Origin of the sequence: Yersinia sp. 2553 StPb PI (assembly GCF_052217105.1) — a bacterium.
GTDB lineage: Bacteria > Pseudomonadota > Gammaproteobacteria > Enterobacterales > Enterobacteriaceae > Yersinia > Yersinia enterocolitica_E.
The window spans coordinates 1,989,499-2,016,487 of the sequence record NZ_JAZGPX010000002.1; the positions used below are offsets into that span (position 1 = coordinate 1,989,499).

Here is a 26,989-nt window from a genome sequence, read left to right on the forward strand (position 1 = left end):
GTATGAATCCTATAACGACTCACTACGCCAGGTTATACCGATACAAGCCCCTATTCTCACACTATATGGGGTTATTCTTTTCACTCGCATTACTGAGCATCAGCTTACCCAGTTATGCACAATGTGTTTGGAAAGGCGCCAATATCGGTGGTGATAACTACGGTGCGTCCTTGCAATTAGGCAATATCAATATAACCAGTAATTACATTCAGCCTGTCGATTCAATCCTGGCCTCCAGCATTATCAGCTTGGTACCCGCCCGTTTCTGGTCAGACCCAGAAGCGGTTATCTATGAATGTGATGTGGCCGATAAAGACAGTTTATTTGAAGTTTTTGCGACTAATGGCGACAGTAATGTCGGCGGCTACAGCAATATGGGTGATAACTATTTTCAGACTTTCTTCCCCTATACCGCATTGAAACTGACTCATGTTGATACTGGCGTCGAATTCACCCGCATCTGGCAGCAGGTCCCGTTGAGAAAGTACGACGTAGTCGGGAATAAAATTCAAATTAAGGGTAAACATTTCAGCCAAATTCGTGCTGAGCTAAAAAAAGTAGGTTCTGTAGACCGCACGCCCGGCCCTTCCAGTTGGGGATGTTCTGGTCCTGCGGCTGATAACTATTCGGGTAGCTATTCCTGCAATCAACCCAACGGTTACGTGGTATTCAAAGGGCCTGGCATGCCAGTACCGGAAACTGGCTATGACTCAGCAACCAATTACCAAACATGGGGAAGTGGCCGCTATATGGCATTTGGTATGAATACCTCTCCGGTCTCTGTCCTGACACGCAAAAATACCTGCGTAGTACGTAACGTCACACCTTATGTGGTTTTCCCTATTATCACCGTGAACGAACTTAATGATAATCAATCACGCAGCGCGGATATCACTGTCGATATCGAATGCCAGTCGGGTACGGAATCTGGCATTAATAGTGGGCAAACTGCGCTGGGCATCCAAACTTCATTACCCGGTTATCTGAAAGCACAAGGACTCGGGTTAGTAAACGCAGCCGGCGGCGTGAGTTATCTTTTATCAGACCACTATGGTACTGACAAAAATATAGCCACCGGCGTGGGAATCAGCCTGAGTGACAGCAGCGGTGCGGCAATGAATTTTGTTGGTTGGGGAGGATGTGTCAGTAATTGCAATGCCAATACCAACGCGGGTTGGTACCCGGTACTCACGGGTGCCAGCGCTAATGGCAGCAATGGTGCTGGTTATGATAACTATTCACATCACTTTGTCGCCACCTTGAAAAAATTACCTAACGGCACGCCTACTGCTGGCAAAGTCGATGCGACCGCTTACGTTTTGGTGAAGATACAATGAGACTCCTCTGCCTATTTTTACTGATGTTGAGCATCAGCCAACACACCATGGCCGGTTTAGTGGCCGGTTCAACCCGCATGATTTATCAGCCTGAATCGCGTGAGCGCACCCTGATGTTGGCTAATACCAATGATTATCCGGTCGTGGTGCAGACCTGGATTGATGATGGCGATGTGGACAGCACTCCCGATCAGAGCAAAGCGCCTTTCATTGTCTTGCCTGCTGTTTTTAAAATGCAGGCAGGAGCGGCTCAAGGGCTGCGCATTATCAATAAAGGTGACAATCTGCCGACAGATCGAGAGTCTGTTTATTGGCTCAATCTGTATGAAATTCCGCCTAAATCCCGGCGCAACATCGATGCTCAAGCCCAGGTTGCTATGGCGATGAATACCCAAATGAAAATATTCTACCGGCCTGATGGGCTAACGCCGAAACCGGCTGAGGCAATGAAAAAAGTCAGTTTTACCCTTAAGAAGAAAAACAAAGAATACATTCTCACTGCCCATAACCCCACACCATACCATGTATCTTTTGGTCAGGTTCAGCTAGAAAACCAACAACAACGCTTTCTGATAGCACAAGAGATGGACATGATGGTCACACCCTTTGCTGAGCGCCAATATCATTTTGAACAGCAGCCTACCTCACTCAATGGTGAAGTAACCTTGAACTATGTTTATTTTGATGATGCTGGTAATCAGCTAAAAAACAGCCAGTTAATAAAAGTGACATTGTAACGAATTGCTATTTTCACGGGTAATCGCAGAGGAATTGCAGCGCTCATGTAATTCCTCTGACAATGCTGGCTACCCGCCGCCGAAATTATTACCCTATTGAATTTAGGGGATATTTTACACATGTCCCACTTATGTTGCTTATGTCACTAAAACACACTACTAAAAGTGTCTTTCCTACTGATTAGCGGGGTTAAATACATAACCTCGGCGTGTAATGTGCGCTTTTCGGTCACTACCGAGCCAATCACCTTCCCCAATACAAACTCACCTCTCCGCCTTATTAAAAATAACCTCATTTGGCGGGATAACTCACGGGAAAATAAACAAGTTTGCTGAAAAACAAGCCAATAAGCTCATTCTCTCAGCAAACGCACATTTTTAGTGTTTTTCTACTTTGACAAACGTCACCACCCTCGCTATTATTCGCCTCGTTCACACGATTCCTCTGTAGTTCAGTCGGTAGAACGGCGGACTGTTAATCCGTATGTCACTGGTTCGAGTCCAGTCAGAGGAGCCAAATTTGTGTTTTCATGCATCTTCACGAATCTTTATAAGATTTAGATTCAACGAGTTAGTGTGAAAAGTCTTCCCGATGCATTTTCATTTCCCCCTCCGCATCGGGCAAGACTGGTGGTCTGATTTGGGGTCATTTCAGTTCGATTATGGAGTGACCACACTATGTCTCTGAACGACACTAAAATCCGCAGTCTCAAGCCTTCTGAAAACCTTTAAAAGTTTCCGATTCACACGGTTTGTACCTTTTGGTCAATCCAAGTGGTTCACGTTTCTGGTATCTTAAATATCAAACCGAATCAGGACCATTGACCACGGATTCCATGCCATGGCCTGTAGTGCCCTGATAGAATCTGGTCTGTGGTCATAGAATGCAGTTGAACGCCAGATGAGTCATCAGGAACGCAACAGCCTGCGGGCGGCTTACACCCATAAAGCAGAATATCTCGATGTCCGTAAAGCGATGATGCAGTGGTGGTCGGATTATCTGGATATAAACCGAGAAGGATATGTTGCATCATACGTTCATGCGCAACATAAGACGGCTGGAACAGCCTGACCGATAACTCTTTGATAACAGCAGACCCTGTAGTTCCAGTCCCCCTGAATTATTTAGCGAATTTCTCAGCTTCTTCGTGAGTAGTGATGAAGCTTTCGCCAAAACCAATCGCAATAAAAACGCCCACGATATAGCCTGCTAGCTTACTGTTTAGAATTTTCTTGAGCATCAATCCCCCAATTCAGAGAAGTCATTATCCTATACCCTTTTAAAATATTGGAGAAGACCCACAATAGTGCAGCCCTATAATTTGAATTATCTTGCAAAAATACACGTACTTTCAGCGATAATGAGTAAATGACATGGTCAAAAGGAAAATTGCCCCATGAATACCGGATTTATCCTGCTCTGCATTTACGGAATTGGGGCTATTGCCTCTACCCTCATCATCTTTCCACTAACACGTGATCAGAGCTTAGCAGTAAGGTGCTTATCATCATCTCTTATCGGATTAACGTGGCCCTTGAGCCTGCCAGTTGCCTTACTGCTTTCGATATTCTGATTAATAATACAGATGGATAAATAATCAGGCCGAATCACTAAGTGCCTGATCCAATGCCGAGAATATATTTAATTTACCCCTCGTTCAGTTGATAGAGCATACCACTAGTTTGATTTCGGCCATTTTTCTTTGCCTGATACAATTGCAGGTCAGTTTGACGCAGAAGTGCCGTTGACATACCGACGCTTTGATTTTCTTTGCAGCAAACCCCAAGGCTAATGCTGACAAAGGGGTAAACTGTGGAACCAGAATGTGGAATTTTTTGTTCAAGAATTTGCAGCCTGATAGTTTCTGCCATATCCATTGCTCCGGCTAACTCGGTGTCGGGGAGCAGACAAACAAATTCTTCACCACCATAGCGGGCCACCAAATCCGCAGGGCGTCGGAGAGTTTCTCGGATAACTTTTGCAATACTCCGTAAACAATCGTCCCCTGCCTGATGCCCATATAAATCATTATATTTTTTGAAAAAATCAACATCAATCATGATCATGCTAAGTGGAGTCTGGTTACGATTTGAGAGTTTCCACTCCAATTCTAACTGTTTATCAAAGTAACGCCGGTTATGTACTTCGGTTAATCCATCTAAATAAACTAGTTGGCGTAATAAGTCGGATTGAGCTTTAAGCAATAAGTGTGTTTTCACTCTAGCCCGAACGGTGTTCCTATTAATAGGTTTACTGATAAAATCTACGGCACCTTCGCTAAAGCAGCGAGTTTCGGTCTCTTCATCAATATGCGCAGTGACAAAGATAACAGGAATATCCTGAGTGTCTGGCGATGCCTTGAGTCTGGCACAAACCTCAAAACCATTCATACCGGGCATTTCAATATCCAGTAGAATCAAGTCTGGATGTTGACTAATACAGACGTCGAGTGCCTGTTTACCACTGGTGGCCATACACACATGATAATCGGAAGAGAATGCTTGATAGAGCATCTGAATATTTATCGGATGATCATCAACAATAAGGATCTTGGGCTTCCCCGTGCCGGGTAGATCTAAGGTCAAATCTTGCGAAAAAGAATGGATTATAGTCATATCTTCTTATCTCTCTGAGTAGGAAGATTAACCATCAAGGCTTGGCATAACTTGATAGCGTTGGCAAAATCTAGTTGGTTTACTGCATCATTAAGAGGAGATAATTGTCCATTAAGTTGCTTAGCAAAAGTCATCATCAATTTATTCATCAGCTCTAACGCAGCCATATCTGAGTTTTGTAATAACAGCATCAAACGATTCAGTTCCAACTCGATAGGTTTTATATCAACTGCCTCTGCCACAACATTACTAGTGTTATCTTTCGATAGCATTGGGATTAGTATCATTATCCCAGATTGTATAACGGATACTTTATTTCGCATCTCACTCAGTAATTGATTAATCGTATCTGCCGTAGGTATAGCGCCCTGGCTAAATAACTTCTCCCCCTGCCCCGCACTCAAAGAAAGGCCAGTGGCCCCCAGCTGTGCGGCAAGTCCTTTGATGGTATGTAGCAGACGAGATGCCGACAGATGGTCACCTTCAGTCAATAATGTCTCCAACTGGGTAGGGAAATTAGCCAAATCCTCACTAAGCAGCGATAACATTTTTTGGTACAGCGTAATATCGCCACCTAATCGATTAAGGGCGGTATCAACGTCAATTCCTGCCGTTGCCGCGACATTTTTTAATTCAGCAGATAACAAAACAGGAGTTATATGGCTAATCGTAGCGACAACATCAGTTTGCCCACTGTATTTCCGTATGATGTGTATTAGATTATTCAAGTCAAAGGGTTTACCAATATGGTCATTCATTCCAGCAGCAAGGCAGGCATCACGATCAGAGGCCATCGCATTAGCTGTCATGGCTATAATCGGTAAGTTTTTTAACCCAAGACTTTTTCGAATATATTTCGTCGCATTGTAGCCATCCATGACCGGCATTTGTAAATCCATCAATATCAGATCAAATGAAGACGGATGATGTTCTAATATCTCAATTGCCTCTTTGCCATGATTGGCAATACTGACCTCTGCTCCCTCATCCTCAAGTAACTCACGTGCTATTTGCTGGTTATTCAAGTTATCTTCAACAATTAATAGCCTTATACCAGACAGTCGGTGTAAAGATTCGGTTATTGCCGGTTTCGCAACATCAGGTTGTTTGCGTTCGCTTAATGCATCAATCACTGAATCCAACAACATTGATGCTGTGATCGGCTTAACCAAATAACCATCCAGTAATGCCTGCTCTTCTTCGCTGCGCTGTAATAACATTTCGCGATCATGGGCGGTTATCATGACAATCATAGGGCCGTTATCTACTGGCATCAGTTCACGCACACATTTACTGGTCTGCCAACCATCTAACCCCGGCATTTGCCAGTCAATAAAGAGCGCCCCGTAGGTAATACCACTATCATGCTGCTGTCTCATCAATTGCAATGCATCATTGCCACTGGTTGCGACATCAACGGTCCATTTTAGTGATTCCCCCATCTGTTTGATCAGGTCACAGGCTGTCGGATTATCATCAACAACCAAGACTCGTAAATTATTCAATGCCTGTGCTCTGTTTACCAAAGTGTTTGGTGTTTCATTATTAATAACCAGATTGGTATAAGAAGGTAGCGACAGCGTTATGGTGAAATGAAATAGGCTCCCTTTACCCGGTTCACTTTCTAAGGTGAGCGTCCCGCCCATCAGTGCAACAAAGCGCTGACTTATCACTAGCCCTAAGCCCGTGCCACCAAACCGGCGCGTTGTCGAGGCTTCTGCTTGTGTAAAACCACTAAAAATACTTTCTTGATTCTCTGGTGCAATGCCAATTCCGGTATCGCGCACCCCAAAATGCAACGTAACGTGATGGCTATCCTGTGTGATAACTTTGATGAAAAGCACCACCTCACCAAGTTCGGTGAACTTCAGCGCATTGCCCCCCAGATTGGTTAATATTTGCTGGAGTCGCATGCTATCGCCTTCAACAAACTGGGGTAGTGAAGGGTCAATATCAAATAAGACCTCAACCTTTTTAACCTTCAGATTGCTCGATAAGATAACCGCCAAATCACGCAACATCACATGAATATCAAACGGGATACATTCCAGTTCCATTTTACCGGATTCGATTTTGGAGAAGTCCAGGATATCGTTCAGCAAGCGCAGCAAGGTGCGCGTGGCGGCTTCACTTTTAACCGCATAATCAGCTTGTTTCCTATCAAGACCCGTCCTACGTAGCAATGTCAGCATGCCAAGGATGGCATTCATCGGGGTCCGTAGCTCATGACTCATATTGGCCAAAAATGCAGATTTGGCCTTATTGGCTTCTTCAGCAGCTTCTCTTGCTGTTTTCAGGATATTCTCGGCCTCGCGTTGTTGAGTAATATCCCGATTAATCCCCATCATCAACATTGCTTTGCCACTTTCATCCCGTTCAACCGTTCCAGTTGATTGAATAAAGTGAACTTCATTTCTCACCACAATACGGAAAACCTGACGATAGACACTTTCATTTTCTAACGCTGCTTTTATTGCACTTTTAACGTCGGGAATATCCTCTGGATACAAAAGGCTATACCAATACGCCAACGGGATATCGGCATTGTGTAACTCCTCAGGGATCCCATAGATATTATTCATCCGCTCATCGAAAGAAAGCGTACCTTCTGGAATGTTCCAGGTCCAAATACCTAACTCAGCAACATCCGCCGCTCTGACTAATTGATTTCGAGCAATAATCAGATTGGCTTGCTGATTTTTATTGGTTGTAATATCAACTTGAATGGAAATATATCGCTCAATCTGGCCAGTACTATTGTTAAACGGAGCAATCGTGGTATCGACCCAATATAAAGAGCCATCTTTAGCTTTATTACAGATTTCTCCACGCCACGAGATCCCATTAGCAATGTTATGCCACATCGATTGCCAAAAATCAGTCGAATGTGTATGAGAATCAACTAAGCGGTAAGTCTGCCCTATAAGTTCTTCGCGACTGTAACCACTGATAGTACAAAATGCGTCATTAACATCGGTGATTATCCCATCCCGGTCTGCAGTAGAGATAATACCGTGTAAATTAAGGGTGCTGAGTAAGGCATTATTTTCACGTAAGGCCGCTTCAAGACGTTGATAAGTCGCTTTACGTTCACTGATATCCGACTCAATCGCCATAAAGCCGATAAGTTCACTCTTATCGTTATAACGCGGTTGAATCTCCAGCTCAATCCAATATTCTTGCCCCGATTTAGCGCGATTGACTATTTCACCTTTAAATGGCTCTCCGGCATCTAACGCAATTTTCATCTCACTTGCTACGCCTTGGTCTGTATTACTACATTGCAGTAATTTCCCCGGCGACTTGCCGAAAGCCTCGGCTTGACTGTATCCGGTAATACGTTCAAAGCCCTCGTTAACCCAGACGATATTACGTTTTACATCGGTAATAACGACGGCGTTAGAGGTGTTCTTGGCCACTAAAGCCAGACGTTCAAGATCTGCGGTCATATTCCGCGCCAGCATCTCTGCCCGATTACGTCCACTGATTTGCTGGCGAATAAGTAAAGCCAATGCCGAACTTAGCAAAAGACCAAAAGCAAACACCAACCAAGGTGCATAACGTTCGGTTAGCGCTTCAAACACTGGTGTGCTGCTGATTCGCAGTGTCATTTTTCGACCAGGTAGTGGCAAGACGCTGGTATTGTGAAATATTCTGGCAGCTATGGCTTCATCATCATGCTCTTCGTCCGGTATGAAATTGGCGTATTTACTGCCATCTGCATCGAAGATCATCGTTCTATTAGATAAATCATTGAGACTATCAAACAATTCAACATCCACTCGCCCATTCATAAACTCGGGAATATCACGTAATAGATCAGCAATCACAATGGGTGAATAGAGTAGACCGACCAATGACGCCTGCCGTTCAGCAAGTGTCGTAGGATAGGTACCCGACTTATAAACCGGGACAAAAAGTAATGTGCCGGGAGTTTTAACATTAGACTGAACCAGATGAATAGTGCCAGAAAGAGTGGGTTTTCCGCTGTTTATTGCCAACAATGCGGCTTCTCGTCTGACCGACTCAGAGCCAATATCAAGCCCCTCTGCGCCTTGGTTTTTTTCTGCTGGTGCAATGTATTTAATAATATACAAATCATCATGCTGTTTATCCTGAAGTTGCCGCAAAGAAAACGTCGGCGCACCGTCAGCTCGGGTATCAGTAATAAACGCATTTAACTGGCTGCGCGACACCCGTTGAATAAAACCAAATCCCCTCACGCCAGGGAACTCCACCGGCAAATTACGCGAAGCGACATAAGCATTAAATTGCTCGCGGGTTAAATGACTGTTGGTAGCATAAACACCTCTTATCCCATTCAACCCATATATTGGCTGAGAGAAACGTCGCTCAACTTCTCCAGAAACCCTATCAACATTACGTTGAAAATCGATTTTTGCATTGGCTTCAATTTCGTTATAAAGCCACCATGCTCCCGCACCTGAAATAACCAGTCCAATAATGAAAATAACCAGTGGCAGTAAAATATTTTGTTGTAACTTAAATGAAAGCCAAGATGAGGACAATTGCTGCGTATGGGCATTGAATGGAGAAGGATTCATATAATATCTATACCCTTATAATCACTATTGGCTAAAGCATAGGATCACTCTGTAATTTAAGATAGTATTGGCCACAATCAAATCTAGCTTAAGTGTTCTCTGCTAATAATAAACAGTATTAGTTAGGGTTGAATGTAAATTTGTAGTTCATTGTGGCCTAATATCTCACCCTGTTCGTTAATAATGTCACTCATTACATTCATTGGTTGAACGCTACGAGGTATAACTTGCAATTCAATCACCTTTTGACCGCTATCCGCCATTAATTTTATGTTCCGCGATCCTTTAGATAAAATCATACCACTTTGCAATATTTTCCAATGTAATGATGCCTTTTGATAGTTGAACCAACGGTCGTTGATGGCCCATAAATCAATACGCCCTCTCTGCCCCTGCACCCAATTTTCTGTTTTCGGATCTATAGAGGGTAAAACGGGCTGATAAGCTCGCTGCAAAGCAAAATAACCCGGCTTAGGATGGCGGAGATAGTCCACCACGCCCCAGTTAATTGACGGCCAGTTTTCAGTAAACATAAAGTGAAATAATGCAGCAACGGGTTGATAACGTTGGCGTCGATAACTCTCTGCGGCGAGTTGGATTAAACTTGCCTGATACTGTTGGCTGTTCTTGATAAACGTATTGATATTTGGCCCGCGAGTCACTTTAGCTAATTCAAATGTCTCATGAGGTTGAAAGTTATGGTATGCCCAGATACGCCAGCCTTCATCTTGTTTATCCGCCGTTTTGGGCCACAGCTCAGCGTGCGGAATTATCGTTTTTAACGTTGCCAGGTCAGGTAAGGCTTGTGCGCCAAACTCGCTGATGATTGAGGTAGTTGCCGGTTTAAGATGATCACTTTTCTGCCCTGAGTACCACCCTTGCCAGTAGTGTTCAGCAGTGGACGAGTAAGCATGAGTGATCCGGCTATGGTCCTGACTGAGCACCTGCGCGACGCTCGCGGTTAACGCCCGGTTGATGTCAGGCCGCCAGTCTGAATAACGATATTGCATCCATGTGGCATCCCAGGGCGGTTCATTGTGCCCAGACCACAATACAATCGCTGGATGGCTGCCAAACTGCTGTGTCATATCCGCGGCCTGCCTGGCAGCCTCTCTGGCAAAAGAGGCTGAATCGTCATATCCCCATTGCAGTGGAAAATCTTGCCAGAGCAGTATCCCCATCTCATCAGCCAGGTCGTACAACGCCCGCCCAGCCACATGGGCATGTACTCGTATGGCGTTGATGTTTGCCTGCTGCATCATGAGTAAGTCATGGCGATAATCTGTCGGTGTCAGGCTTCCCAGCCACGGGCTACCAATATAGTTCGTCCCCCTTATGAATAGTCGCTTGCCATTGATTGACCAACTTTGCTGTTGGGGGTCTATCGCAATTCGCCGTAAGCCAGTGCGAACATGAGTCACATCCATCATGCCTAAACGGTCTGAGAAACTGACCTCCAGCCGATAAAGATTTTGTTTCCCATGACCAGACGGCCACCACAATGCGGGGTTATCAAGCAGAAAATTAGCGGTGAGAGTTTGTGCATTATGCTGACTGGCAACCAATGAAACACTTTTCTCCAGTTGATAAGATTGGCCGATAAAATTATCGGGTATCAGGCGTAGCAACATAACAACGGGGCGGTTGTGGTTAGCACGATAATCCAAACTCACCTTCAGAATCGGATGTGCAAGCCCCCGTGACCAGTCAGGCACGGCCAGTACATTGTCTATAACAGCGCCACGGCTGATATGTGACGTTACCGGAGCCCAGATACCGCCTGAATTAGCATCTTGTCCGTGATCCGACCACGCGCCACCGGGCCGAGTATCATGATGGTTGAACACGCCCTTAATCAGTTGCTTACGAAATGACCAAATTTTGCCCGGAGTCTCGTAAGGGCTATCTACACGCATAGCCAGCACATTATCTATTCGGGCTATATCGGTGATATCGATACTGAACCGCTGAAAATACCCCTTATGTTGCCCCGCTCGTTGACTGTTGAGCCAAATATCCGTTTGATAATCGACGCCATCGAATACCAAGGTCGCCATATCATCGGTATCTAAAACCGGTAATGTAAACCGGGTGCGATACCATAATACGCCTTGATGATCGACGCCCTCACTGTACCAATTAGCGGGCACTTTCAACTGTTGCCACTGGCTGTCATCCAGGGTGTCACTCCAGGCGTCAGAAGCTGGCGGATTGCCATCCCGTATTCGCCACTGACCGGACAAATCTAAAGTGGATGGCAACTGAGCAACAACAACCGACGAGATAAGTTGTAAAAGAAATCCCAAACTTAAAATAGAAGCCCTGCACCAGCAATTAATGTTCATTTCGATGCCGCCTGTCGACGGATGACTCTTTCTTGCGGCAGGCATAATTGTGGTCGTGAAAAAATATCACTCATGCGCACATCCAGATATCCCGCGGTAGAGTCGCTATTAATTAAACTCCCCGCCGCTTTATAGAGCAGCGTTTCCAATACCATAGCGTTTGTCGTCAGACTAATTGTTTTGTTATAGGCACCATTATTTTCATAACGCCCCTCATACCATCCGCGTTGTTCATCATACTGCATCTGAGTCAACTGCATTAATGCATCGGTATAAGGGCTATTCCACAAAACCCATAAGCCAAAAACTACACGGGTTGATACCAACGCCAGGTCAGGATGAAATTGCCCGTCTTCGCTAATCGTATTCCAATGATAACCGTTAGCGAATACCGTATCGTAAACGTGATATGGCGCAACTGAGGTGAAATAATCACTACGTGCCGTCAATATATGTTCTTTTTGCCACCGTATTTCTTGTACCCGATAGATATTATCTATCCGTTTTTTTTGCTGTTTAAATATTGGGGTGCTTTTTAATTCCATTGCAGTAAGTAAATAAGGCAAGCTGACGACAATAGAGGGTACATAGGTTGTTCGAGCATCTCTGATATCAAAATCGATAGGTATGTCATAAATAAACGTGGTGTTATAGGGAAGATTAGCTGATATTCCTACAGGAAAACCCCACAGACCAAACGCACCAGCGGTATATTCGCTATAACCCAAAACGCCTTCGGGTTTGGCTATAAATCTGCCATTAACAGTCGCTGATTTCAGTAACTCACCATGACCATCAATAATCTGACAGAAATTCCATCGTAATAGGACCTTATCCAAATACTCAGCATATTCAGGATAAAAACGCACAACAACTTTCAAACCTATCATTAAGCGGCCGATATCTTGTGCAGACCACCCCAGTGGTTTTGGCTGGTGAGCATAATCAATCATCTGTCCGTTGGCGGTGTTGTAAAGTAGATTTGGCGTTTTTCCCTCCACCAAAGGTAAATGACTTATTGTTGCCAATAATAGTGTGAGGCGCTGATCAAACTCCTGACGATTGATCAACCCTAATTGGGCTGCTGCGGTTAATGTGACAAGTGTGTCGCCGATTTGCCAGAGATTAACAACCGGGTAATTATCCAAAGAATTAACCAACCCAGTACTCACTTGCGTATTATTAACAAAGTAACGCCAAGCTACTTTCGCCCACAATTGTTCATTATCAGATAGCACACCACTACGGGCAGAATAGGCAACAGAGCTGTGAGTAATACTGCTTGCCACAAACATACCGCCCGTAAATGCAGCACCCAGTAGCCCAGCACCAATAACCCAGGCAAAAGCGGCGGACTTCACTGTTTTGCGCATGATGATGTTGCCGCCGGTAATTTAAATAAATTATTACTGCTGCTTTCATCCTGACACTGAGCACACTGGCAGCTCTTACAATCTGGTGCTTTACGTATCGCAATGCCCGTTTGATCACAAAATGCGGCTAAACTCGGTGTTGCATCAATATACGGCCGATTCCTTTTACTGTTATTATCATCAAAAGCATTAATTAACTGCCGTTCCCACAACGAGGGAATATAATCTTTATGGCTAGGATCACCACTGGTGAAACGGAGTATTTTCCCTGCTTTTTTAAATAATAGCGCTTCTAACATGATGCCATTATTATTTGCCGTAAACTCTTTAATTGGCCCTTTACCATTTTCGTAGAGGCCCTCGTTAAAGCCGATATCCTTAACGTTAGCATTTTCTATTGCATCAAATAATCGGTCAGTGTACGGCGAATGCCATAATACCCACATGCCTAGCGCAGCTTTTAATGACACTGCCGCATTTTCAGGGACAAAAAAGCCCTGATCGGTAATTGTGTTCCAGTTATAGCCATCGGAAAAAACCGTGTCATAAACAAAGTAAGGGGCGTGGTCTAACTGATGCTCCGAACGCGCTGTCAGTATTCCCGTTTCACGATAGCGGTTTTCCTGTGCCTGATAGACGCGATTGGCGAAGTCTTTCATCCACGGATGGCTGTAGCTCGCTGCTTTATTAGCCCGATCATTACTGCGATCCCACCCCATCTCAAGGCCATGTAAGATATACGACTCGGTAACTACATAGTTGTGTTGATTCGTTTTGCGTGCATCCCTAGAGTCATAAGGGACTAATACACAATAAATTTTAGCCAAATCATAAGGTTCAGGGCGCGATGCCTGACAGGTAGAAAAACCCCAAAGTTGGAAACCACTGGCGGCGTATTCTTCATAACCCAGTCGCCCTTCCTGTACATACTGAGGCGTGTTATTTTTATCTAATATCGCACCATATAACGTACCGCAATCATCGACAACATGTGAAAAATCCCAACCTAAGACCACGTTATCAATGCTATTGGCATATTCAGGATAACGTTCTTTAATAATTTTCAGCCAAATTAACATACGGCCAGTATCAATAGCTGAAAATCCTATTTCACCGGATTTATTCATATAGTTAACTTTTTCAGCAGTTATGGTGTTGTAAGCTTTATTGGGTAATTGCCCTTGGAATAGTGAAATATTATTCAGTGTCTTTAAAAAAGGTAACATTCGGTGGTCAAACTCTTCCTTATTAATAATACCCAACTCGCGCGCCGACACCAGTGCCGCCAAATAAGATGCACTGTCCCACATTGTGGTCGAAGGATAATTATTAACTGCATTAACAAGCCCAGTTGTAGGTTGTAAATTATGGACAAAATATTGCCAGGCATTAACTGCAACCGCCATCTCTCTGGGCGTTAACTCACCGTGCCGCACAGGGTAGTTTTCAGACGCTAATTTATTGCCAGGTAATTCAGCAAAGGTATTAAAAGACGGTATGGCCAGGAGTATCAAAATCAAGCAGCCAGCCTTAACAATGAGACTTAACCTTATCAAAAATGACTGATTTCCCATCATAAAACCTTCCTACCTTAGTTGTTTATCTGTTGCGCCAACGGATTGCATCACCTGAGGACAGGCAGCACAAAGTAGTTTTCCACCCTTGATAAAAGCCAAACTTTCTAACACCACGCCATTGGTATTGGCATTTAGTGAAGTATTTATTTTATTGTTAACTTCATAAATTCCGCTATACCAACCTTTGTTCGAATCCATCAAGCTATTTAATTGATTCCGTGTCTGTTCACTATAAGGTGTGCGCCATAAGGCATACCAACTAAATGCCGATTTGGTTGATAACTGTCGTAACTGATTGACACTCTCACCTTTGTCCGTAATTACCGCCCAATCTTCATTAGCATAATGGAGTGTGCTATAAATAAAGAAAGGAGCTTGATCCACATGATCCTCACTGACAGAGGTATATATAGCAGTACGCTGAAAACGATTTTCCTGAGCCTTAAAAACCCGCCAGGCTAGTTCTGATGAATAAAGATCAAAACCCAACTCTAAGCCGGTCAAGATATAGGGTTCACTGACGATAAATGTATTTGCCCCCTCTTTTTGCGAGACACGATCATCATCTGGCACCAATATCCCTTCAACTTTAATAAATTGCAGATGTACAGTGTAATCAAGGGCTAAGCTAGCATTAATACCCACTAATTGCAGGATCCGTGCCGCATATTGCTCATACCCCATACGCCCTTCCTGATGCAATGAAATGAGCTGAGTTTTATCATCAACTACCGAACCTTGTAATTGATCATCGACCACTAGCGCATCTAATTGCCAACGTGAAATAACCTTATTGACCTCGACAGCATGCTGGGGATAACTCCAGACCAATATATTTAATGGCACCATCATTCGACTGATATCAATAGCCGACCAGCCTATACCTTTCGTACTGGGCTGATTAATATAATTAACCATAGATAGAGTCTGTGTATTATAGGCTTTATTAGGTAATTTACCTTCAAATAGTGGCAATTTAGCCAATGCACCTAATGCATTACTGATTCGGGTATCAAACTCATCTTGTTGAATAATACCAATTCGTTGCGCTGAAATCAGCGCCATAAAATAACTACTGGTATCCCACATTGTCGACGATGGGAATTTATCCACGGAATTCACTAAACCACTCGGCTGAGTATTATTAATAAAATATTGCCATGCAGCCTTAGCCCAAATTACTTCTTCGGAACTCAATGGTCGAGGAACCGGTGTTAATGGTCTGCCAATACTGGTGGTGATATGGACACGAGAATCTTCCATATCTTGAGAGTTCTTTTCGACATACAACACAATAGAAAATGCGATTAAAATACCGATCACCATCGCCAGATAACTTCTCGCCTTGAGGAGGTTATATTTGAATGACATCAAGCCCCCTCCTGTCCGGTGGATTCAGCATGCTCGGGTTGCCAAAATGCGGCTAAAACCATCGGCATCATGGCTGCAATATTTGCAGCTCCCCAAAAGATATTGATCACAAAACCTGAGGGATCTTTTATGTTCCCTACGGCTATCTGAATCGCCCCCCAAATCAACCCCAATAACGTCAGCCCAATAATGGCGAGCTGAGGTTTAACTAAGGATAAAAAATTGCCCTGCTGGCGTTCTTTGGGCGTCACATGAAACTTGATTTTCTCACCTCTTAGTACTGTATCAAGAGCTCGTAGATTCATGGAAAATAAAGCAAGAAAAGACGATTTCCCATCCCACGCTGATATACCCCAGGTGCCAAACATAAATGCTAATTCAGAGACAATCATGAAGGGCAAAAAATGCAAATAAAAAGGAGATGAGTAAGTCGAAACGGGGGGGATCCCCGTAAAAAGATAAATTAATGGGGCAATCAAGAATACCGTATTCCAGATACAGGCAAAATAGGACCAAAAAGTAGTTCCGTACATTAATTTTTGTATTGCACTGAGCTTAATCCTTTTACTAGTGAAAAGTCTGTCATGCAAGGCAATATCCATTGAACCAGCCGCATATTTAAATCTCTGGATCATCCAGGTCAACAAATCCTGCGGTGAAAGCATTTTTGATTCTATTTGCGGGTGCATGACAGATCGCCATTTACGGCCTGGATCACCATGTAAAACGATAGAAGTATAGATATCTTCTGAAACATGAAATTTATATGGCATCAGCTCGGTATCATGCACCACATGAGGTAACATGGCCTTAGCCAAGTCTACTTTGGTTTCTTTATCAGTTAGGTCGCCCGTATATTGCTCGATCTCATCTTCTATATTATCTACATAGCGACGCAGTGCAGCTTGTATAATAGCTTCACGACGATGAATTGATGCGGCGCCACAACAAAAAGCCGCATTAGCCCAATTACGTCGGCGTAAAATAACATCGTAAAACATTTGCGGATCATTAAAAAAGGGATCATGCCCCACAGTAAGCGGGCCAACCAATTTTTCAATCCCTTTACCAACAAAATAACCTGCTGAACCTAATTTTTTCTTTGCCCATTCAGGTAATCGCTTGCCCTGTGGTAAATCATAAAACCACTGAGGAGTCTGGACCCAGGCAACATCAACATCACGAAAATAACCCAAAGTATGAGTCAATATTGTGGGGAAAACTCGGGTATCTGCATCACAGATAATAATAAAGTCACCGTCCGTCATATCCAGCCCGTGGCGGAGATTACCTGCTTTGTAACCGATATTATTTTCCCGACTTAAGTAATTAACCCCCTCTTCTTTTGCAACAACCTCCATTTCGCTTCGTTTACCATCATCTAATACATGAATGCGATAATCCAAGGAGAAGGGATAAGTTACGGCGAGTGCATCCCGAATCGATAAACGCACTAATTCGACATCTTCATTATAGGTGGCAATAAACAAATCAACTTTTATCTGACGCCTTTCTTGCATCTCTTCCGCGGCTATACAGTCATCGATTGTTTCAGGTACTGGGAGTACAGGAATATCTCTGACTTTCCAGAGGTTGATAGTGAATAAAACAGAACCAATATAGGCTAGTGTTTCAGCCATTACCAAAGGGATGGAATACCAAAGCGCATCGTAATTCAGTGAATTCATCCAGCGCCAGCGGATATAATTTGCCCCCAAGATAAGTGCTGCAACCGCCAGACTTTGCCATAAAAACTCAGTAGCCCAATGAGTTTTGAGTGGTGATGGTGGTTTCCTGTTTTCAAACGAAGAGAAATAAAAAGCCATTATCACAACCTCAGTCAATCCATGAAGATAAGTGAGATAAATCAGCCCATTTTAAGGGGGAGTTCGAAGAGCATTATTTTATGAATAAACATAATTTTTACGCCTACTCTTCTATTTTCTTTATCAGCGATAGATAATTGATGCCCTCTTCCACTTTATAACTGATGTCATCAACGGCATTAAACATCATCATCAATCCCATCCCATTTTCTGGCCAAGAATCCGGCGCTGACAACTCAGGAATATGAGATAACCCACTTTTATTTTGCAAAAATTTTGTAGGTATAGGCTTTCCTTTATCTTGTAAGGTCACAGCTAGTTGATTATTGCCATAATGCATCACAATAGTAATATCTTGGGTGGCATCATAGTTAACACCATGCTTTACAATATTGATAAATGCTTCATTTAATGCAAGTTCCATAGCATAACTGCTAGATGAATCAATCTTTAAGGGTTGAATAAATTGTAGTAACTTTTCATGTAAAACATTCAGGCTAGACAAGGAAGCAGGCAAACATATTCTCATTAACCAGCCCTGTGAGTCACGCTGGTGATAACTCATATCAACGTATCTTTATGTAGGAATTCATCGAACAAAGATTTCTCTGCCATAATAATATCTTTACGCCGTTTATCATCAATGAGCCAGTTTAAACCCGCCTCAGATAAATCAATGGACATACCGTCTGGTGAGATAACTTTCCCAGCAAAAATCATCTGTTGATGCAAATGCGCAATACCCCCGACCCGGGTATAATCAGCAATAAAACTTTGATCGATAACAGCTCCCTGCTCTAATAAACACCCCGCACCAATAATTGTAGGCCCTTTAATCGTTACGCCAGACTGTATTTCTGTACTACTACCAATATAGACTGGCCCTTCAATATCTAAGGTCGAAAAGTCGGCTTTAACATTAAGTCCACACCAGATTTGAGGTGCAATTTTAATTCCCGGCATGGGATAGTCGGGTAAATCTTGATTAAGGATCATGCGATTTACATGCCAAAAATCTTGTAGAGACCCAATATCAACCCATTGGAAGGGCAAGGCAATACCGTAGAAAGGAACACCTAATTCAGCAAGTTTGGGGAACAACTGACTACCAATGTCGTATTCAACGCCATCAGGAATATAATCGAATATTTCTGGCTCAAAAACATAGATTCCGGTATTGGCATTGTTTGATAATGCATCCTCGGTTTTAGGTTTTTCTTGAAACTTACTAACTCTACCCTGCTCATCAGTAACAACAATACCGTATTTGTTTACCTGATCTGCTGAGACTGGGCGCATCACCAAGGTTGCCACACTTTTTCTGGCTCGATGGAAAGCCAATACCTTATCGAAATCTACATCAATTAATGCATCACCACAGACAACGACAAAAGTTTCATCAAAAAAACCTGAGAAATTTTGGATGTGTTTCATTCCACCCGCTGACCCCAGAACATTGTCAACAAAAGTATTACCCTCCATAATACCTTCGTAGGAGTAACCTATTTCTACTCCCCAGGCATGGCCATCACGAAAATAATTCTCGATGTCCACAGATAGATAGCTGGTATTCACCATTAACTGATTAAAACCATATTTTCTTAAATGCTCAATAATCGATTCCATAATAGGTTTTCGAATCAATGGAATCATTGGCTTTGGCAGTATGGTAGTCAGTGGTCTGGCTCTGGTTCCTTTCCCTGCAGCAAGGATCATGGCTTTCATAAATAGGTATTCCTTACAAATTAAGGTGCTACGGAATGCATCTGCTGTAATGTATCGGGTTGATTAGCACCGATAGTAAATATCCTATCCATCCGGGTTAATTTGAACATTCCGTGGATATTATTATTCAGTGAGCAAATAGCCAGTTCACCTTTCCCATTTAAGGTCTTCAACAACGAAACCAGAGCACCTAAACAACTACTGTCGATGAAATCTACCCGACTAAAATCCAATAAAATATTTTTGGCTCCCTGAGCGATCATTGCTTGTATATCTTCCTTAAATTTCAGGGAAACTGATGCATCGAGTCGCCTGATCAAGGGGGTTATCACCAATACATTGTCAATTGTCTGAGTTTCAAAGTTCATTTTTTCTTCCTTACAATGCTGCCAGGAGAGGGGAATTGTTATTGCGTTCGATCACCAGTAACGAGATATCATCACTAAATACAGAACGCCCATTCTGAATATCACTTTGATGTTCATCTTTTTGTACCGGATGCCAGTATTTCAGTGCCTGCTGTACTTGCCCAAAAACAGTTTGCACACAGTCACGTTGACTTGCGGCCAGTAAGTCTTGTAATCGTCGTTCTCCAAATAGCTCTTGCTCAGGGTTTTCACACTCAACAATGCCATCGGTGAATAAATAGAGCCGATCACCCGAAGCAAGAGTGAACGCAGTGTCCTGATAGTCCATCGAATCAATAAGTCCAACCGGTGCACCACCGTCACCAATAGGGGTAATCTGACCTGAACTACTGACAATAAAGGGGGTCGGATGCCCAGCTTGGCAAAGCACCCCACCCGCTGTTTGAACATCGATAACGCCATAAATAAGAGTGAAATAGCTGGCTATATCATCATTCTCTATACAAAAACGGCGATTAAGTTCGCTCACAACTTTGTGTGGCGGGGTAATTAGATAACCAGAGGGAGTATCTGCCAGTGAAATCAGTAAGTTATCTACCGTGCGCCCATTAAGAAATTGGCGTGCAACTGACAGTGAGAGCATCGCCGCAGCCACGCCATGCCCTGCAACATCAATACTATAAAAACCAATGTGTTGATTTCCCAGTTGGAAAAAACTTAACAAGTCACCCGAAACATACGCGGAGGGTATAAACATCCATTCGGCTTGAAAACCACTCACCATTAGCTTTTCTGCTGGCAAAACACTACGTTGCAATTTTGCCGCAGCCTGCAAGTCATCTTCTATTTGTTGGTAGGCTTGGGACAGTTTCTGATTACGGGCATCGAGGGTTGCCTCTAGCATTAATATCCGTTCACCTGCATGTAATCGGGCGCGTAGCTCACTTTGATTTATCGGCTTTGACAGAAAATCATCGGCGCCCGCATCTAATCCTGCGATCAAATCCTCGACGGATTGCCGCACGGTTATCAATACTAAGTAAATATACCTATCGGAATAATGTTTACGGATAGTAGTACAGAGTTTCAACCCATCCATAACTGGCATTTCCCAGTCACTGATCACCATATTGATGGCATTATTATCAAGGATAGCCAAAGCATCTTGGCCATTTTCTGCTTCAAAAACAGTAAATTGCCAATTTTTTAGTAGATTAACCAGTAAAAAGCGATAACTTGCTGAATCATCAACAACAAGAATAGATGTCACACCAGTAGCGGAAGGATGTGGTTGCATAAGTTACCCAAGAGCTTCGTGTAAACATAATTTATCAAACATCATCGTCGATAGAGGATGCTCAACGTCCCTGAACCTTTCATACCCACAAAAACATTATGCTCACTTAACTATTAATAGCGTAATTAAGCGTAGCACAGATTCTTACACCTCCAATTTATAGGGGTAATGTCCAACTGAGATTTATTGTCCCACTACGAAAATTAGCATTTGCATTCTGCCGCCACGGGTAGCGAGTCCCGGTGTAATTGCCATAAAAAAGCGACCAGGACCCCGGAGCGTAGCCAGACGTATAGCCAAAACTATAGGTATAATCATAATTCCAAGGTTGCTGCTGATTCTTGTTAGGGTAATAAAACGCGGACAAACGCAAAAAATAGTGTTGTTGTAAGGTATAGCCACAACTCCCTAAAAAACTGTTCTTATTTTCTTTGATAGTTGATGAAGCGTCAGAGTAATAACGAGGCACATAGCTATAGCCAACTTGACAAATCAGTGAGTCATCTTTGTTAATCAATAATGCAGACTCCACCGTCTTGGGTAAGGTAAATTTATAGCCCAAAGTCCAAGAGCCTTGTTCAAACCGTGTTCTTTGAGCACCTGTCGTAGGGAAGAAACTATTATTATCGTTGTAATTACCATAAACCAAACTAAAAGTACCCGGATGCCAATCGTCATAACCAAAACTATAAACAAAATCGGTACTGTATTTACTGGTATTTTGTAATGGAACCCGAACCGTCATATTGGCAAAAAGATAACTTATTGGGGAATACTGCACACTAAAAAGTCCCCGCTGATTTAGTTTATATATTTCCTCCGAGCTATATTTCCCTGTAGGTACATTAACCATCTTTTTTTTAAGTGGCGAACTATAGGTTAATGCCGTTGAAAATGTGTTCTCATCACCAGAAAAAAGGCGTGACCAAGGGCTGGTAAATAATTTAACAGCTGGTGGATTAGTCGTTTCACTCGCAGTCACCAGCGGGCAGAAAAAGAGTCCACTAAGTAATACCGTGAGTGATTTGTAATGTTTCACTTAAGGTTGTCCTCCCTCCAAATATCCTTGCTGTATCCACGAATAGTCCTGTCGCTGGAAAACTCTCCCATGCCACTTATCGTGTTTAATGCTCGCTTGTGCCAACTGTAAGTATCGCTATAATCGGTCAATGCTTGATATTGTGCGTAACAATAACTATCAAAATCAGCCAAATGGAAATAGTGGTCACCGTGACTCACCAACATATGAAATATCGGTGAAAACAGGTTCTTATCGGCATGAAAAGCACCTGAAATAAGTGAATCAACAGTTTCTTTAAGTTCTGTATTAGATAAATACTCATCATATGATGACCGTCCTTTAGCTCTTTGCTCAGCAATTTGCTCCGCAGACAAACCAAAAACATAGAAATTCTCATGACCCACAGCATCTCTAATTTCAATATTAGCGCCATCTAGCGTTCCGATAGTTAAAGCACCATTCATCGCCAGCTTCATATTGCTGGTACCCGATGCTTCAGTACCCGCAGTAGATATCTGCTCTGATAAGTCAGCGGCTGGAATAATATTTTCCGCTAGCGAGACTTTATAGTCTTCTAAAAAAACCACTTTTAGTTGCTCATTGACTCTAGGATCATTGTTCACTTTAAGAGCAACTTGATTAATCAACTGGATGATCAATTTGGCCATGGCATAACCCGGTGCAGCTTTGCCCGAGAATATATGGACTTTCGGCGAAATAGTTCCTCTTCCATTCAGCATTTTCTGGTAAAGGTTTATCACATAGAGGATGTTGAGTAATTGCCGTTTATACTCATGAATTCGTTTAATCTGACAGTCGAACATAGCTTCGGGATTGATAATTATTCCTTGCTGACGCGTAATTATCTGACTTAATTTTAATTTATTAAATTTTTTAATTTCAGCCAGTTCGGCAATAATGTCACGTTCGTTCGCTAACGATTTAAGTTTAGTCAAAAGAGTCAGGTCGGTAACCCATTCATGGCCTAAGTGACAATCCAGAAAAGTCGATAACCGAGGATTAGCCTGCTGAATCCAGCGACGAGGTGTAACACCGTTGGTTTGATTAGTGAACTTCTCTGGCATTAAATGATAAAAATCGGGTACAAGATTCGATTTAATTAATTCCGAATGAAGTTTAGCCACTCCATTCACTTTGTGACTACCAATAATAGCAAGGTAGGCCATGCGAACTTTCTTTTCAGGCGTCTCTTCAATCAAAGACATTGATGCTAATAAATCTGCACGTTCAGGACGCCATCTATGTATTTCCAGTAAGAAACGGCGGTTGATTTCATAAATAATTTGTAGATGTCGAGGCAGCAACAACTCGAATAAATTAACTGACCACTTCTCTAACGCCTCTGGCATTAAAGTATGATTGGTGTAGGCGCAAACCCGTTGTGTCAAATCCCAAGCGATATCCCAATCAACAGTATGTTCATCTACCAATATTCTCATTAGCTCAACAATAGCTAGGGCCGGGTGGGTATCATTAAGTTGAATGGCTACAAAATCCGGCAACTGGTTAATATCACTGGAAAGTAAGAAGAAATCATGCATGACATCACGTAATGTACAAGCCACCAGAAAATACTCTTGTGTTAAGCGTAATTCCTTCCCTGCCAACACTTCATCGGAGGGATAAAGCACTTTAGAGATATTTTCCGATGCTATTTTTTGATTAACAGCATTCAGATAATCACCATGATTAAAGATATGAATATCAAATGAATCTGAAGCGCAAGCACTATATAAACGCAACGAGTTTACGGTATGATTAATATAACCTGAGACCAGATAGTCGTGAGGCACACCAATAATTATTTTCCAATCCATCCACATTGGATTGTAATTTCCTTGCTGGTCCTCTATTTCGACTATGCGCCCATACAGCGGAATTATCATTGCCTGACTTTGATGTTCTATTAGCCAGGGTGAGTGTGCAGAGTGCCAATCATCAGGCTTCTCTATTTGTTGTCCATCCTGAATTTGTTGGTGAAACAAGCCATATTCGTATTTTATACCGTGACCAGAGCCAGCAATATCCAAGGTTGCCATTGAATCAATGAAACATGCAGCCAGGCGCCCCAACCCCCCATTACCTAATGCTGCATCTTCTTCACTTTTTACAATAACTTCAAAATCTACCCCAAGAGATTCTAATGCGGCTTTAGCTATCTCCATTATCCCTTGATTTATTAAGTTATTCCGCAGAGATTGACCAATTAAAAACTCCATAGAAATATAATAGATACGTTTTTTTCTTGCCTGGTGATGTCGTTCCCGAGTGTTAAAATAATCATCAGTTTGGTTGCGTCGCACGACCAGTGCTAATGCACTAAAAATGTCACTGGATGATGCTGTTGATAGTATCACTCCGAGAGAATATTTCAGTTCATAAAGTATGCTATTACGTAGCTTGCTAATCTGATTCTTATCTGAAGTCGATGGAGTATTTTTCATTTCTAGCCTATTTATAAGATTGAGTCAAAAAAATACAAATCAGTTAGGAATAAATCTCCTACCGACATCATATTTTGCTAATAGCCATAACATCATTAAGGCACAGAGATGAACCAATGTATTTAGCAACCATGCCCGATGCCATAAACCAAAATCAACTACCTGACTAACCAATAAGACCACATACACGTGGATAATAAAAACATACAAAGAATGTTGGCCTAATGTTATTAAAAACCAACCACACATCTTATTTATTGGTTTCCAAAAATAACTTAACACCAAATAACATGTTGTTAGCAGACTAAAATCATTAATAATACGCAGTGGACCTAATGCATTCTTTTCAGCAAAGTTCAGATAGAACCAATTGAAATTTTTCGTATTTATGATATGGAGCATCGTGTTATAGGGCATAAATGGATTGGTATGATTCTGTGCAATAAACATCATTACTAATGTAAATAATACAACAACTGACAAACTCCAGAATCCAGCCTGAGTATGGGCTAAAGAAAGCAACTCTTCTTTGTACCAACCAATCGTCATCCCCAAGACATAAATAAATTGCCAAGCCAAAAATGGAAAAGCAAACTCAAATTCCGCTGATGTAACTCGTATCCCGGTAATATGGTAGATAATATATAATGCCAGAGATAACAGCAGCAATACACCTACCCATCGGCGTTGCAATAAATAGATAAAAATAGGACTGGCCAACAGCAGATAGAAATATAGCCCCAAAATCTGGCTCTGATGAGGCCCGATTTGTAAGTAGAGCACCATGTTAAACCAAGATTCTTTTAGCTGGTCGTAAAGTGGATATAACGTATAACTTACGTTTGAAAAGCGATCGGTAAAATGGGTTACTTCGAAAGTGTTTATGAACGTCAGTTTAGCTAGAAGTAAAATACTAAGGATGATCACTATATTAACCACATATATTTTTGCTGCTCGTCGATATAGTGCATAGCTTATAGTTAGCAGAACTTCTTTTTTTAAACGCTGGCGATTGATTACACCCAACATAAATCCCGAGAGAATAACGAACCCTTCCGCGCCGGTTGTCAGGCCAAAACGCTCCCAAGTAAAGATATTCAATAGCGACATCACTTCAATGTGGGCTACAACCATCATCACCAAAGCAATGCCCCGCAGCAGATCAATCCTTAAATCACGCTTATCTGATGATATATAACGAAACGATTTTACCCAAGAAAGTATTGTCCTACATTTATCTTCAAGTACAGAAAATGCGTGAATCATCCAATCACCCGCAAAAATTACTTGCCAATAAAAAGGGGTAGTATTTATTTATCAGCCTAACCCTATTTCCTTTTGAAAGCATTAACGCCCTTTAACTGTAGAACAATCCGGCAATTATGGTTAATAATGAGAATAATTTATGAGTAATGGGATACGTAAAAAATAACCCCTCAAATGGGTGCCACTTTCGAAGATTTCCCAACACCTTCTTCTTTAAGCTGTCGCACTCACCTTCAGGCTAAGTTATTTGCCGAAGGTGCGGACCAAATTCTACAGTCATGAGAACTATCTTTTAGTTGTATCCAGGAGTCATGTCTTTATTGGCTGCCTGGTAAAAGATACTCAATGGACCCGCTATTTAGTGTATTCATGAATACTGCTCATAGTGCTTATCCTGCTACCTGCCATTATCTCTTTGCATAAATCCGTTAACATGCGTTCACCTCTTAATATTCAGATAGATGATCATGGCCAACTCACAGACACGATCGCAACTAGCTGCCGGAAAAACCAGCGGCCTTACACTTGTTTTAATTCTCAGTGCGTTAATGGCTATCACCGGCTTTTTAATCGATATCTATTTACCTACCATGCCAGTCATGGCAATAGATTTGCAGGGCGATGTGGAATTGACTATACCGGCTTTTGTCTTGCCCAACAGATTTTAGGGTCAATTAGTGACCACTTTAGTCGACGCCTGCCGGCATGATATTGTTCGTTATAGGCTCGGTGGGCTGCGCATTATCGACTGATATTGTGCAAATCATTTTCTGGCGTGTCTTTCAGGCTTTGGGAGTATGCACAGGCCCCATGCTGGCACGGGCAATGATACGCGATCTGTTTAGTCGTACTCGTGCAGCACAGATGCTTTCTACCCTGATGATCATTATGGCTATTGCGCCCATTGCCGGGCCACTGGTCGGCGGACAAATGATTAGCATCACCTCCTGGCACGCCATTTTCTGGTTGCTGGCAATTATCGGTGCATTGATGCTGGTTTCTCTATTCTGGCTTGCAGAAACCTTACCTGCAGAAAAACGGGTTAAAGCATCTTTGTCCGGCGCTTTTGGTAACATTCATAAATTCAGCTGCACACAAAA

The 26,989-nt window shown here is 42.5% G+C and carries 17 protein-coding genes, 1 tRNA gene and 2 pseudogenes; 6 read left to right on the forward strand and 14 right to left on the reverse strand.

The window, feature by feature from the left end; translation table 11 throughout:
• The first annotated feature begins 2 nt into the window (after positions 1-2).
• The 5 genes and pseudogenes from V2A84_RS10555 (at position 3) to V2A84_RS10575 (ending at position 3,648) form a co-directional block, all read left to right on the forward strand.
• Positions 3-1,337: a fimbrial protein gene (locus V2A84_RS10555; RefSeq protein ID WP_372558553.1), complete on the forward strand. Its 1,335-nt coding sequence runs from the start codon at positions 3-5 to the stop codon at positions 1,335-1,337.
• The gene (locus V2A84_RS10560; RefSeq protein WP_083159227.1) at positions 1,334-2,074 is read left to right on the forward strand and encodes a fimbrial biogenesis chaperone; all 741 of its coding nucleotides are present in this window, start codon (positions 1,334-1,336) and stop codon (positions 2,072-2,074) included. The genes V2A84_RS10555 and V2A84_RS10560 overlap by 4 nt, the downstream gene beginning before the upstream one ends.
• Positions 2,075-2,515: 441 nt before the next feature.
• Positions 2,516-2,591: transfer RNA gene (locus tag V2A84_RS10565), tRNA-Asn, on the forward strand.
• Between the two features lie 309 nt (positions 2,592-2,900).
• A pseudogene (locus V2A84_RS10570) lies at positions 2,901-3,146 on the forward strand (integrase); the annotation flags it as partial.
• A 325-nt stretch (positions 3,147-3,471) separates the two neighbouring features.
• A complete protein-coding gene (locus V2A84_RS10575) occupies positions 3,472-3,648 on the forward strand; it encodes a GhoT/OrtT family toxin (protein ID WP_083159229.1) in 177 nt (58 codons plus the stop codon).
• A 73-nt stretch (positions 3,649-3,721) separates the two neighbouring features.
• Here V2A84_RS10575 and V2A84_RS10580 read toward each other — a convergent pair whose 3' ends face one another.
• From V2A84_RS10580 to opgC, 14 genes are all read right to left on the reverse strand, one after another.
• Complete coding sequence (locus tag V2A84_RS10580) at positions 3,722-4,690, reverse strand: diguanylate cyclase (RefSeq protein ID WP_083159230.1); 969 nt, start codon at positions 4,688-4,690, stop codon at positions 3,722-3,724.
• Positions 4,687-9,255, reverse strand: coding sequence for a CHASE domain-containing protein (locus V2A84_RS10585; RefSeq protein WP_442821052.1), 4,569 nt, complete (start codon positions 9,253-9,255; stop codon positions 4,687-4,689). The genes V2A84_RS10580 and V2A84_RS10585 overlap by 4 nt, the downstream gene beginning before the upstream one ends.
• Before the next feature lie 122 nt (positions 9,256-9,377).
• On the reverse strand, positions 9,378-11,600 hold the full coding sequence (locus V2A84_RS10590) for a glycoside hydrolase family 2 protein (protein WP_372568948.1): 2,223 nt from the start codon (positions 11,598-11,600) through the stop codon (positions 9,378-9,380).
• On the reverse strand, positions 11,597-12,973 hold the full coding sequence (locus tag V2A84_RS10595; protein WP_372568947.1) for a DUF3131 domain-containing protein: 1,377 nt from the start codon (positions 12,971-12,973) through the stop codon (positions 11,597-11,599). The genes V2A84_RS10590 and V2A84_RS10595 overlap by 4 nt, the downstream gene beginning before the upstream one ends.
• Positions 12,958-14,547, reverse strand: a complete 1,590-nt coding sequence (locus V2A84_RS10600) for a DUF3131 domain-containing protein (protein ID WP_442821444.1) — start codon at positions 14,545-14,547, stop codon at positions 12,958-12,960. The genes V2A84_RS10595 and V2A84_RS10600 overlap by 16 nt, the downstream gene beginning before the upstream one ends.
• 12 nt (positions 14,548-14,559) lie before the next feature.
• Complete coding sequence (locus V2A84_RS10605) at positions 14,560-15,921, reverse strand: DUF3131 domain-containing protein (RefSeq protein WP_442848806.1); 1,362 nt, start codon at positions 15,919-15,921, stop codon at positions 14,560-14,562.
• Positions 15,921-17,747 (reverse strand): glycosyltransferase, encoded by a 1,827-nt coding sequence (locus V2A84_RS10610; RefSeq protein WP_442848807.1) that lies wholly within the window; start codon positions 17,745-17,747, stop codon positions 15,921-15,923. The genes V2A84_RS10605 and V2A84_RS10610 overlap by 1 nt, the downstream gene beginning before the upstream one ends.
• 103 nt (positions 17,748-17,850) lie before the next feature.
• Positions 17,851-18,312 carry an ATP-binding protein gene (locus tag V2A84_RS10615; RefSeq protein WP_227746543.1) on the reverse strand — a complete coding sequence of 154 codons (462 nt, stop codon included), beginning with the start codon at positions 18,310-18,312 and terminating at the stop codon, positions 17,851-17,853.
• Positions 18,309-19,472 carry a sugar phosphate nucleotidyltransferase gene (locus V2A84_RS10620; protein WP_372568945.1) on the reverse strand — a complete coding sequence of 388 codons (1,164 nt, stop codon included), beginning with the start codon at positions 19,470-19,472 and terminating at the stop codon, positions 18,309-18,311. Before V2A84_RS10620 ends, V2A84_RS10615 begins: the two co-directional genes overlap by 4 nt.
• A gap of 20 nt (positions 19,473-19,492) precedes the next feature.
• Positions 19,493-19,840: an STAS domain-containing protein gene (locus V2A84_RS10625; RefSeq protein ID WP_083159236.1), complete on the reverse strand. Its 348-nt coding sequence runs from the start codon at positions 19,838-19,840 to the stop codon at positions 19,493-19,495.
• Positions 19,841-19,850: 10 nt separating this feature from the next.
• Positions 19,851-21,137 (reverse strand): PP2C family protein-serine/threonine phosphatase, encoded by a 1,287-nt coding sequence (locus V2A84_RS10630; RefSeq protein ID WP_083159237.1) that lies wholly within the window; start codon positions 21,135-21,137, stop codon positions 19,851-19,853.
• A 157-nt stretch (positions 21,138-21,294) separates the two neighbouring features.
• Positions 21,295-22,119: a hypothetical protein gene (locus V2A84_RS10635; RefSeq protein ID WP_083163742.1), complete on the reverse strand. Its 825-nt coding sequence runs from the start codon at positions 22,117-22,119 to the stop codon at positions 21,295-21,297.
• Between the two features lie 53 nt (positions 22,120-22,172).
• A complete protein-coding gene (locus tag V2A84_RS10640; protein ID WP_083159238.1) occupies positions 22,173-24,623 on the reverse strand; it encodes a glycogen/starch/alpha-glucan phosphorylase in 2,451 nt (816 codons plus the stop codon).
• 39 nt (positions 24,624-24,662) lie between these two features.
• The gene (gene opgC / locus V2A84_RS10645; protein WP_083159239.1) at positions 24,663-25,889 is read right to left on the reverse strand and encodes an OpgC domain-containing protein; all 1,227 of its coding nucleotides are present in this window, start codon (positions 25,887-25,889) and stop codon (positions 24,663-24,665) included.
• Between the two features lie 467 nt (positions 25,890-26,356).
• Between opgC and V2A84_RS10650 the strand changes: the two are divergent.
• Positions 26,357-26,969, forward strand: a pseudogene (locus V2A84_RS10650) (MFS transporter); the annotation flags it as partial.
• Positions 26,970-26,989 lie beyond the last annotated feature (20 nt).